The 12,022-nt window shown below is 39.7% G+C and carries 8 protein-coding genes and 1 pseudogene; 1 reads left to right on the top strand and 8 read right to left on the bottom strand.

The annotated features are described in order from the left end of the window. Positions 1-569: 569 nt before the first annotated feature. From mngB to EM4838_RS11970, 4 genes are all read right to left on the bottom strand, one after another. The gene (gene mngB, locus EM4838_RS11955; protein ID WP_071866427.1) at positions 570-3,245 is read right to left on the bottom strand and encodes a mannosylglycerate hydrolase; all 2,676 of its coding nucleotides are present in this window, start codon (positions 3,243-3,245) and stop codon (positions 570-572) included. 218 nt (positions 3,246-3,463) lie between these two features. Beyond that, complete coding sequence (locus EM4838_RS11960) at positions 3,464-4,564, bottom strand: PTS fructose transporter subunit IIC (protein WP_010734326.1); 1,101 nt, start codon at positions 4,562-4,564, stop codon at positions 3,464-3,466. Between the two features lie 18 nt (positions 4,565-4,582). Beyond that, positions 4,583-4,906 (bottom strand): PTS fructose transporter subunit IIB, encoded by a 324-nt coding sequence (locus tag EM4838_RS11965; protein ID WP_005225262.1) that lies wholly within the window; start codon positions 4,904-4,906, stop codon positions 4,583-4,585. Continuing rightward, positions 4,903-5,364 carry a PTS sugar transporter subunit IIA gene (locus tag EM4838_RS11970; protein ID WP_071866428.1) on the bottom strand — a complete coding sequence of 154 codons (462 nt, stop codon included), beginning with the start codon at positions 5,362-5,364 and terminating at the stop codon, positions 4,903-4,905. The genes EM4838_RS11965 and EM4838_RS11970 overlap by 4 nt, the downstream gene beginning before the upstream one ends. A gap of 247 nt (positions 5,365-5,611) precedes the next feature. On the opposite strand from EM4838_RS11970, the gene EM4838_RS11975 reads away from it, so the two are divergent. Continuing rightward, positions 5,612-7,546 (top strand): BglG family transcription antiterminator, encoded by a 1,935-nt coding sequence (locus EM4838_RS11975; RefSeq protein WP_071866491.1) that lies wholly within the window; start codon positions 5,612-5,614, stop codon positions 7,544-7,546. Positions 7,547-7,749: 203 nt separating this feature from the next. Here the strand turns inward: EM4838_RS11975 and EM4838_RS11985 are convergent. From EM4838_RS11985 to EM4838_RS12000, 4 genes and pseudogenes are all read right to left on the bottom strand, one after another. Then, positions 7,750-8,115: pseudogene (locus EM4838_RS11985) on the bottom strand (HAD hydrolase family protein); the annotation flags it as partial. Positions 8,116-8,170: 55 nt separating this feature from the next. Further along, on the bottom strand, positions 8,171-9,901 hold the full coding sequence (locus EM4838_RS11990; RefSeq protein WP_071866430.1) for an ABC transporter permease/substrate binding protein: 1,731 nt from the start codon (positions 9,899-9,901) through the stop codon (positions 8,171-8,173). Next, positions 9,894-11,087: a quaternary amine ABC transporter ATP-binding protein gene (locus EM4838_RS11995; protein ID WP_019723090.1), complete on the bottom strand. Its 1,194-nt coding sequence runs from the start codon at positions 11,085-11,087 to the stop codon at positions 9,894-9,896. The genes EM4838_RS11990 and EM4838_RS11995 overlap by 8 nt, the downstream gene beginning before the upstream one ends. 196 nt (positions 11,088-11,283) lie before the next feature. Continuing rightward, a complete protein-coding gene (locus EM4838_RS12000; protein ID WP_010734320.1) occupies positions 11,284-11,919 on the bottom strand; it encodes a GntR family transcriptional regulator in 636 nt (211 codons plus the stop codon). Positions 11,920-12,022 lie beyond the last annotated feature (103 nt).

The following is a 12,022-nucleotide window of genomic DNA, read 5'->3' on the forward strand; positions in this document are numbered from 1 at the left end:
TCTCCTTGTCCTCTTTATCTGATTATCATAACTTAAAAGGCTAAGACTTGCTATACAATGCATAATAGAGTAATTATTCTTTTAAACCACAAAAAGTAGCATCCTGAACAACGATTGCCACTTTTATTCTGTATATATAATACTTATGTTACAGTCAGTAAATAGTTGTATTACTATTTCGATTCATTTATGTTCGCTTAACACTATTAATTTCGATCCGATAGTACTATTCACCACTTCAACTCCATCTTTTACCATATTGGTGAGGATCAGTGGTCCCTTATTTTTTTTGATCCAAGCGCCAATTACCCTTATTAGAGTTCGACCCATTTTTTTCAGTTATTTTTGTGCTGAAGTCATGGGCACGTGACATAAGTTAACTAGTTACGCTTTCCAGATTTGACTTTACACAACTTATTAGTCCTTATTGACAAAGAGCCAGATTCTTGCTTGTTTCGCATTAGTAAACAAAGAGGCTCGTAAGTACTTTAATAGGACTTACGAACCTTTTTCACTTTTCTGTCTCATAAGCGGACTCACTACTTCGCGTCACTTTTTCTCAGTAGCGATCATTCCACATACAATGTCACAAATTTTGCATGGTTAATCTTTTCAAGAGTGACGGCATTATTTTCCACCAAAAGTGCTTCTTTCTTAGCTTCTTTTAGATTGACTGTTTCTACTACGTTCACTGGATGGTTGAATGTGATAGACGCATGTCCCACTTCATCTAAAAGCCCATTGTATAGACGCAAAATGTAACCTGAACGCTCTTCCGCCTTTTTCAATACACTCAAGGTTAGATTGCCATTGATCTCAAAAAGACTAAAGTTTGTCGGCAAAGTTGGCTCAACCGATCCTAAAGTAAAAATCAATCGGGAATTCAGGAATTCTGCGTATTGATAAAGAGTGATCGGTGTTACTGCTTGTTTGGCACGTTGTGCGACATTTGCTTGGTCAAATCCCTGAGCAAAGTAAACAATGGAGAAATCAAAATGCATCGTTTTGTGGCACTGTGCAGCTGGTGTCTCAATCACTGATTCTCCTGAAGCACGCCCTGGGCGATACAGTAGATTCTCTTTCCCCATGAAGCCATAGGTCCGGAAAATCGTTAAGCGAATCGTATCAAACGCTTCCCCCACAATCTCATATTCACGTACCCCTTGGGGCATAACTGCTACGCCATGGGACGCATCGAATAAACCGACAAAGGATTGACAAGTTTCTATGGCAATCGGTTGCTCATTCCATTGCTCTTTATTGGCTTCCCAAAGGGCCATTTCTTTTTCAAATACAACTGGACGCTCCAACGTACCAAACTGTTGGTCAGCAAGCGAAAATTTCGAGGCAATCCCAGTATTAAATAGCACACATACCCGATGGCTATCAACTTGTTGGTTTTCAACCGTTAATTTGAAATCAATTTGTTGTGATTGTTTTTTCAACACCATCGTCAATTGGATCGGCAGTGAAGACGAGACTTTCTTTTCTGCACGTTCAGCTAAATCCTTCGGAACCTTCAACGTGAAAGCTATATGGATCTTTTGGTAGATTTCTGATTGCTGAATGGTGATCGTTGGTTGCGCATCAATTGATGAAATCACAAAATCTTTCACAGGTGGTGAATAATTGAATGAATCACCATCGTCGCCATTTTCTTCAATGATCCCTTGGTTTTTGTAAAGCACTTCATTGGTTTTATCAAGAATATCCAAAGAACCATTGTTATTGACAGTGATCTGATAGTACTCGTTTTCAACCGTATTGGTTTTTACCTCCTGCAATGGTGCGCTTGTATCACCTTTCAAATCAACCGTCAGCTGGGTATAACCCATACTCGGCACATCCGTCGTTTCTAAGGCAATCTTCACTTTATAGACTTTCTCCGGCAAATAGATTTCCTTGACTGGATTTAAAATATTTCCTTGATTCAAAACATACTCCGTTTGGTCGGTAAGCTCTAAAATCGTATAAGGCAACGCCTGACCAGCTTGATCAAGAATCGCAAACTCTTTTTGTGGCAAATAAACTTCTGCTTCAATGACCCCATTGCGTCTTGTATCATAGGTGTTGAAGAGTGTGAAAGTAATTTCTTGTGCTTGTGGGTTATTGATTGCAGTAGAAATCTGTCGTAAAGTCAATTCGACAAGATTCATGGAAATATCTCGCGCCTGCTTATAGCGCATATAGATATCTTCATTGGTCGTATCAGAAACACAAGAACCAATGGAATCATGCGCCGCATTTTCAAACATTAACTTCCAAATCTCTATGACTGTTTCCACGGGGTACTCAAATCCTAATTGCATGGCCATCGTTAAGATAGGCTCCATAACATTGACTAAGTAATGTTGGATCTGAGTGTTCATTGCCTTCAAATCAGGACGTGAAGAAAAAATCGTTTTATGGATTCGCATCAATTTGCCATTGATCAGTTCACCGGCGATTTCTTCCAACTCAGGATGGCGTTCTTTGACTGCGGCAATGTATTTTTCAATCGTTGAAAATTGTAACTCATACTCATCCTCATAAAGTTGATTCATTCGATCAACCAATTCTGGAAGATTTTCTCTGACTGGTGCTTGATCGAAACCATTTGGAAAATACACTTGATCCGTAGCACTGCGTCCCCAAGTCGTTTTAAACGGTTCTTGATGTAAGAACTCTGCTAATTCTGCTTCTCGTTCAGGAATGGCACCGCCAATGTAGTACCCACTTGGGATCTGGTAGACATTGACCACCGAACCATCTTCTCCACGCCATTTGTACTCTGTATGTTTAACGTCGTCATCACTGACACCACGCCAAAACATCGTATCATTGATACCAAACTCACGATAGATTTGTGGCATACTGGCTGCTTGGCCGAAAGAATCTGGGACGTACCCAACATTCATGTATGTCCCGAATTCTTCACAAATTTTCATGCCGTATAACATATTCCGAACAATGCTTTCTCCCGAGATCACTAATTGATCGGTTTGAGTGTACCATGGGCCAATGATCAACTTCCCTTGTTGAACAAGTTGTTGAATCCTTTCTTTGTCCTGCGGACGCCACTTCAAGTAATCATCTAACAGCGAAGCCTGTCCATCTAAAATGAAGCTCTCATAGGGATCATCCTTTTCTAGTTGTTCAATGACTTTTCTTAAATTGTGCATCAAATAGATTTTCGAGCGACTTGTAGTAAAATACCATTCGCGATCCCAATGACTGTGGGGTACGACATGTACTGTTTTTTTCATTCAATCATTCCTCTCCCGTTATAAAAAAGGCACGTAACGATGGTTGTCGTTAGTGCCTATTAATTTTTCTCAATTTTTTTACCATCTGGTACGCATAATTTGTTCCTTACGTAAAATATTTCGAATTTTGCCATTTTCGTACAAGCTAAAAGCGTTCTTAGAAAATCATCTGCTCGTGCCTTTTCTTTCGCTACTATTTAGCTAATCGGCTTTGTTACTCAATTTTCAAAGCTCAATTCAATATCATCAAGCGTAATGTCTTCTTTTTGTTCTTCTTGCTTATTGAAATTCACAAATAAAGGAGCGACAAAACCGATGAAAGCAGCTCCTGCAAATAGTCCAATCAAATACGCCCAACCGTTCCCAACAGTGAAGAAGCCATAAATCCCTCCAACAGGCGGCATTTTGTCATACATTCCTAACGCGATCCCCAAACCTGAAGCGATTGCTCCTCCCAACATGTTGATCGGTACAAGCCGTAATGGATTGACTAATGTAAAAGGAATTGCTCCTTCTGTGATTCCGATAAAGCCCATAATAAAGTTATTACGGCCAGCATCCAATAGCTCTTTATTGAATCGATTTTTGTGGAATAAAGTTGCTAAGGCGTATCCAAATGGCACCGCACAAATCGCAACATTTACGATAATTGCTGGTAAATACACACCTTCAGCTAGTAAAACATTTCCTGCCATCCAAGCAGCTTTGTTTACAGGCCCCCCTAAGTCAGAGCCAATCATTGCCCCCATGATGACTGCAAGCAAAATTTTGTTGACGTCGTTTTCAATCATGGTTCGAATCCATTCAACCAAGCTAGTATTGATCCATGCCAATGGCTCAGAGAGTAATGCGCCCATGACGATCGCTACGGATAATGTAGCAATCAAGGGTAAAATGACCAGCGGCATCACTCCAGCAAATGACTCCGGTAATTTGATATGTTCTTTAGCCCACTTCACTAAGTATCCTGCTAAGAACCCAGCAATAACTGCCCCTAAAAAACCAGCATTTGTGCTAGAAGCGACCGCACCGCCGATAAAGCCGGCCCCTAAAGCAGCTTTATCTCCAACAGAATACGCTATAAACCCAGCTAAGACAGTATTGATCAAACCGATTCCTGTCCACCCTACTTGTTCAATCAAATAAAGCGCATGTTTAAAGCCTTCAGTGCCAGCATAAGGATCTAAGCTTGTTATCCCCATACCAAGAGCAATCATTTTCGGAATGGCAACAACTAGTGAAGCGCCAATAATCAACGGCAGTACAAAACTAATTCCACTCATCAAGTGGCCTTTTACATCTGCTAGAACTCTTTTCATCATCCTTGCCTCTTTCCTTTAGTTTGCGTTTCTTTGTTCCACAGCTGCGACACATTTCTTTAGCACCGCTTCCGGTGCTTTGATACACGTATTAATATTTACCCGAATTTGCGGTTTTCCTTCAAACCGTTCCATCCCAACAACTTTTTGATCAGTCGCTAAAAGCAAGAAATCTGCTTCTTTTGCTTCTGCTGCAGTGATCTCGTTGACTTGCCCTAACGAACCTTGCTGTTCAATTTTGACCTCATAGCCCAGTTTCACACCAGCTTTTTCTAAAGCTTTTGCGGCCATCGGTGTATGTGCCAATCCTGCTGGACAGGCGGAAATCCCTACTATTTTCATATGATTTTCTCTCCCATCATTTCCTTTTTGATCAATTCTGCTAAATAAGCTTTATCTTTTGATTGTTGAATCTGCTGGATGAATGTATCTTCAAGCAACGCTGTTGCTAGGCGACTCAACATTTGCAAATGCACCGTTCCTTCATCTTTTTTAGGAACCATCAAAGCAAACACATTTTTGACTGCAGAATCATCGAAGGTTTCCCATTCGATGGCTTGTTCTAAGCGAATAAACAAAACGGTCGGTTCCAAAACCGGTTCAGCTTTTGCATGCGGAATAGCAAAGCCTTCTTGTAAGCCGGTTGAATATTGTGCTTCCCGTTCAATGAATGCCGCACATGTGTCTGCTGCATCGGTAACGATTCCGGATTCATAGGCATGATTCGCAATCACGTGAAACAGTTCTTCTTTTGATCTAACAGCCACATTCAAGAGAATATTTTTTTCCTGAAAGTCCATCTCATCTGCTCCTTTCCTTTATTCTGAAACCATCATAGTAATTCGTGTGGTTTATTTTCTGTACACGTTTAATTTACGGTTTCTGATACACGATGTAAACACACCAAATTTCCAATTCAAGTGGCAATCATTAGTAAAGCGTTTTCCAAAATGACTGCCAACTCTTCTGGAAATTTTCAGTACTAGTGAAACATTTCATTCTTATTCTTTCTATTGTATGATGAGGAAGAGCACGGAGGTGAAACAATTGTCAAAACTTGCTTATCAACGATTAGATGATCTATTGGAAGTATTAACTAGACAAACGGTGCCGCTACCAATGAAGGAGTTAACGAAAAACTTCTCGATTTCTGAACGAACGGTTCGGACAGACATTGCGAATTTAAATGATTTATTAACAAACGTGGGAGCCTCCATCAAGTTGATTCGAGGGCAAGGCTATTTGTTGTCCATTGGTTCAAAAGAACAATTTCATGACTGGTGGACAGAAAGTATGTCAACCACAGAGTCCTTTCTAACCACTAGTGAAGAACGACAAACCTACCTACTTTTCCTATTATTCAAGAATGAAAACCCTTTATCCCTGGATGATTTTCTCGATCGGTTATTTATTAGTAAAAACACATTTTACTCATACTTAAAAACGGCTCGAGACAATTTAGCCGCCTATCACTTAAAAATAGTAAATCGTCCAAATATTGGCTTTGAAGTCTTGGGTAACGAATTCGCCAAGCGTCAGGCTATCAGTGATCTGTTGATTGAAAAAGATCTACAAGAGTACTTGATCGGTTTTACAGAAATGGAACTTGAGTTGTTTGATACGATCAATCTAGTCCACTTACAAGAATTGGCATTAAATCATCTGGCATCCTTAGACTTGTTAGACTCTGACTACTATCATAAAAACATTCTTTCTCATTTTGCTTTAGCAATCAGCCGCTTTATAGCTGGCCATGAGATCAACGAATTTCCCTTGCACGTGCCTGCGCTCAAAAAAGACGCCCAGAAAGTAGTTGGTCATTTCTTAGAAGAAATCGATCATGCATTTGATATACAATTGACTGCAGGAGAAAAACAATACTTTATTTACTATCTTGCGATGAATGCACCACGTTTAGTTGAAACTGGCGATTCAAACGATTCTTCCACAGAAACTGCTAAAGCTATCGTCGAAGAATTACTAACTGCGATCAAACAGACGTCAAACTATGCATTAGAGACAGATAAGATGCTAATAGAAGATCTGACTTCTCATATAGAAGGTTTTATCAATATGAATCTAATGGATGCACGCCGCAGCAATCCATTACTGGCAACGATCAAAAAATCTTTTCCACAGGCTTATGATTTATGTTTGACCCATTTAGAAACGGTAAGCATGAAACATGGTTTTTATTTTTCTTCTGATGAGATCGGTTATATTGCTTTGCACATCGCAGGTGCTATGGAAAGGAGTTCCATCAGAAATCATCATAAACATCGCGTCATCCTTGTTTGTGGAACCGGTCGAGCCATGAGCCGTATTATTGAAGCGAAAATCATCAAGCACTATCAAGAAACGATCGAAGTCGTTGATCGCTTTTCTTATGTTGAACTACAACAATGTGATCTTTCTGCAATTGATTTTGTAATCACAACCGTTCCATTAGAGCAGTTTTCTGTTCCTTCAATTTATATCAACATGGCACAACTAGACAAGGAAATCAGCAAAATCGAATCGTTCATTGAAACACTAAGCGAAGCAAAAAACGGCATCTATTCATTGTTTCAAGAAGCATTTTTTCTTCATGAAAATCATGCAGATAAAGAGACCCTGTTAGAGAAAATGGCACAGCAATTGTACCAAAAAGATTTTGTGCCAAAAGATTTTTATGACAGTGTGAAGAAACGAGAAGCAATCAATCAGACAAATATCAACGAGTGGCTAGCTATCCCCCATCCCATGACATTGATGGCGAAACGCTCGGTTGTTTCAGTGGCAATCATTCCTGATGGCGTTGATTGGGGAAATGGTGACTTGGTTAGATTTGTCTTTCTCTTTGCGATTCAAAAAGACGAATATGAAGATACCGAAGAAATCTATAATCTTTTATTAGAGTTGATGGATCGTGAAGATGTTCAACAAGCAATCTTGCAAAAAAGTGGTTATCACAACTTTTTGAGTTATATGAAACAATTATAAAAAAATGGGATCACTGCTAGTAGCTTTACACGTCTAAATCAATCAGATGACTGGAACAGTGTAAAATTTGGCACAATGATTTTATTAGCTAAAGCGGTTAATGTAACACTGGATGAATTCGTTAAATATTTACAGACAAAAAAAGAGTCTTCTTCCAATTAAATGGTTGAAGGCTCTTTCTCTGAAATCAACTCACTGGGTTTTCATGCTTGTAAAGCAATCATTTTTTTGATGGTATGGAGCACCGCATCTTCATCGTTCGACTTTGTCACAAATTGTGCAACTTCTTTGATTTGCTCAAAGGCATTGCTCATCGCAAAGCTGTAAGCTGCACGTTCTAATAATTCGACATCATTTAGACCATCGCCAAATACCATGGTTTCTTCTGGTGTGACGTGGAGAATTCTTTGCAATTCTGTCACTGTTGTTCCTTTATGGACATTATGATTTGAGATATCGAACCAAGCGGCTTCTGAAGCAACGATATAGGCTTGTTTTTTAAATTTTTCCAATTGTTTGACATGGTCAAAACAATTTTTTTGCGGATCAAACACGGTGATTTTAAAAAAAAATGACTTTACCGAAACAGTTTTTGTTTCAGTAAAGTCGATTTTTTTTATTTACTTAGTTTTTCCAACTAGCAACTTTTTCTTGGTTCTTATCAATCCATTCTCTTGCTGCTTGTTGTGGGTCTTTGCCGCTGTTGATTTCCAACATAACTTCTTCCATGTCTTTTTCTGTCCAATTGAATTTGTCCAACACAGCATATGCTTCTGGTTGATCTTCTTTTAAGCCTTGGCGAACGATGGTGTGGATTTCTTCCGCATCTCCCATCGCATTTTTTGGATCTTCTAGATATTTCAAGTCATACTTCGCAAACATCCAGTGTGGCGTCCAACCAGTAAAGACGATTGGTTCTTGGTTTTTGATTGCTTGTCCTAATGCAACCGTCATCGCACCAGAAGAAGAGGTTTCAACTGTCCAACCCTCCAGATTTGGATATTGGGCAATCGTATTTTCTGCAGCATTCACCACACCTGCACCAGGTTCGATACCGGTGATTTTTTTGCCTGCTTCATCGGTTAGATCCGCAATCGAGTTAACATCCATGTATGCTGGAACAGCTAATCCGACTTTGGCACCTTTCAAGTTTGCACCTAGATCATCGACTTGATCTTTGTATTGTTCATATTGAGAACCATGAGTCTTAGGTAACCAAGCAGCCACCATTCCATCTGATTCTCCTTTTGCAACAGATTCCCACATGATCGAATTATCAAGAGGCGTCACTTTCACATCATAGCCCATCTCTTTTAAGACTTCTGCTACGACATTCGTTGAAGCAACTTCTGTATCCCATTCCACATAAGAAAGATTGATCGTGTTTGTTTCTTTTGTTGAAGAACTAAAACTTCCAACACCGATCGCACCTAATAAAACGACGACTACTGCACCAATGATCACTCCTTGGCGCTTTTTATTTTTTTGTTTCGCAGTACCTGCTGCTTTTTGATCATTTGGTTGATTCAAGTGTTGCGTAAAACGGTCAATGATAATGGCTAAGATCACTAATGCTACCCCATTGACAAAACCGTTTCCGACTTGTGCACGTTGTAAAGCAGAAAGGACACCACGACCTAAACCAGGCGCTCCGATCATTGAGGCAATCACGACCATTGAAAGAGAAAGCATAGTTGTCTGATTGATCCCTGCCATGATCGTTCCTTTTGCTAGTGGTAATTCAAGTTTCACTAGTTTTTGCCAACTCGTACTACCAAATGAATCAGAAGCTTCTACTAACTCTTTCGGTACTTGGCGAATACCTAGGTTCGTAAATCGAACCGTTGGTGGTAAGGCAAAAATCACTGAGGCAAACACCCCTGGAACCATTCCGATTCCGAAAAAGGCAACCGCTGGAATCAAATAAACAAAACCAGGCATTGTTTGCATAAAGTCAAGGATCGGTTTAATGATTCCTTGCGCTTTATCATTTTTTGCCATGAGAATACCAAGAGGTACACCAATGATGATCGAGATCACACTAGATAGTAAAACCAATGTGACAGTATTCATCAAATCTGTCCATAACCCTTGATTATAAATGAACCATAAGCCAATCAACGTAAATAATGTCAATCCGGGACGTTTTTTTGAAATAAAGAACGCTGCAACTGCCATTAAAAGAATAAATAGTGGTGCTGGTATCACTAATAAAAGATTCGTGATAGCTGTCATCACTGCTTGACCAATCGTTTGAAGGAATGAGAACAGTCCTGCGAACGTTGTTGTCAACCAATCAGTGATCGTTTCGACCCAGTCAGCGACGGGTACTTGATAGTTCAATAGATTATTCATGTTCGCTCACCTCACTTGTTGCTGCTAATGCTTCGATTACGCTACCTCGGATAATAACACCTTTTAATTTCCCATTATCAACCACGGCTAATGGCGTCGGCGAATCATAAATAATATTGAAGATATCACTAACTAACATATCTTTACCGATCACTGTAACATTTTCATCAAGGAAATCGATCAATGGACGTTTTTGACGTCTTGCTTCTAATGCTTGATCTGCTGTGATGATCCCTTTTAAGTTACGTTTTCTATCAACAGCCATCAACATGCTGACTTCTTCATTACGCATACGTGTCAATGCAACGTTTGGACCATCTGATTCAATGTTTGTTGTTAGTGCAGGAACCATGATGTTTTGCGCCGTCAAGACTTTCGAGCGATCGACTTCTTCCACGAATTCTCTCACATAATCATTGGCTGGATTGGTCAATATTTCTTCCCCAGTACCGATTTGCATGATTTCTCCGTCTTTCATCAACGCAATGCGATCCCCGATACGCAAGGCCTCATTTAAATCATGTGTGATGAAGATGATCGTTTTTTGCACATTGGATTGTAGTTCCAATAATTCATCTTGCATTTCACGACGAATCAATGGATCAAGCGCTGAGAAAGCTTCATCCATCAATAGGATCTCTGGATCATTTGCCAATGCTCGGGCTAACCCTACACGTTGTTGCATCCCACCAGATAATTGACTAGGATATTGATCTTTAAAGGATAACAAGCTTGAGTTCTCTAACGCTTTTTCTGCTTTTGCTTGACGTTCTTCTTTAGGAACACCGCGAACTTCAAGTCCGTATTCTGTATTTTCTAAAATCGTACGATGCGGGAAGAGACCGAAGTTTTGGAACACCATGTTGATTTTGTGACGACGAACTTCACGAAGTTCTTCTTTACTAAGTGTTGAGATGTCTTCTCCATCAATCAAGATATTGCCAGATGTTGGTTCAATCAAACGATTTAACAGACGGATCAAGGTTGATTTCCCACTCCCCGAAAGTCCCATGATCACGAAGATCTCACCTTCTTGTACATCAAAACTCGCTTCATATACACCGACAGTTGCGCCGGTTTTTTGTAAAATCTCTGTTTTCGATTGGTGCTTTTTCATCATTTCCAAAGCAGTTTGTGTTCGTTTACCAAATATTTTCGTTAAGTTTTTGACTTCTACTTTTACCAAACAAATTCTCCTTTGTATGTAAATTCATTTTTCTTTCTGAAAAAAGTGACCACACTACGATAACACCATGTAGTCACTTTGTCAAAATTCAAGTATCTGTATTCTTAGGGAAACTACACAAAAAATTGGCCAATCCCTTATCAGTATAGGGATTGACCAAAATTAGAATTAAATGAGATTTTTCTTATCCGATCGTTCACTGCCCATCTGGATAAAAAAAGTTTGTCATTCGTTGCAGCGTATACTCGTTCCCAATGAAGTGGACGGTATCGCCCGCTGAGAATTTAGCATATGGGCCAGGAGAGACCAACAGCTCTTGATCGTGGGAAATAGCAATCACTGTTGCACCAGTTGCTTGCCAGATATTCAATTCGCTGATGGATTGGTTTAAGTGAGCCGCTTCCTCTGTCAAAGCAAGTTCAAAAGGCAGAAGTGGGTTCATCTTATGTATTCGTTTCGTTTGACTAACAAGTTGGTCCAATAGTTGCGAAAAATGATTCAACTCTTCTTGTTGTTTTTTCACGCTTTCCATGATTTCTGCTTTTGTTTCTTGGATCGATTGCACATCTTGGTATTGTAAAAGGAAATCCTTTGCTTTTTCTTTAGATGCTACAAACGCACCACTGCCATGACGGACTTCCATGATCCCCAGATCGACCAAAACATTGATTGCTTTACGAGTCGTCTCTGGAGAAGCGTTATATGTGCTTGCTAAAGTGGATCTTGCATGGATCTTCTCGCCGATTTGATAACGATTTTCTACGATTCGTTCAGCCAAGTCAACGGCGATCTGTTGATAACGTGGGCGAACCAGTTTGGTTTTTTCACTCATTTTATTCTTCCTCTTTCATCTACTTGTCAGCTAACATCTTACTATGGACGCTTCAAAGAAGCAAAAGTAAACTGGTTTTATTTTTTTCTTCTATACAAGAAAT

Source organism: Enterococcus mundtii, assembly GCF_002813755.1.
Classification (GTDB): domain Bacteria; phylum Bacillota; class Bacilli; order Lactobacillales; family Enterococcaceae; genus Enterococcus_B; species Enterococcus_B mundtii.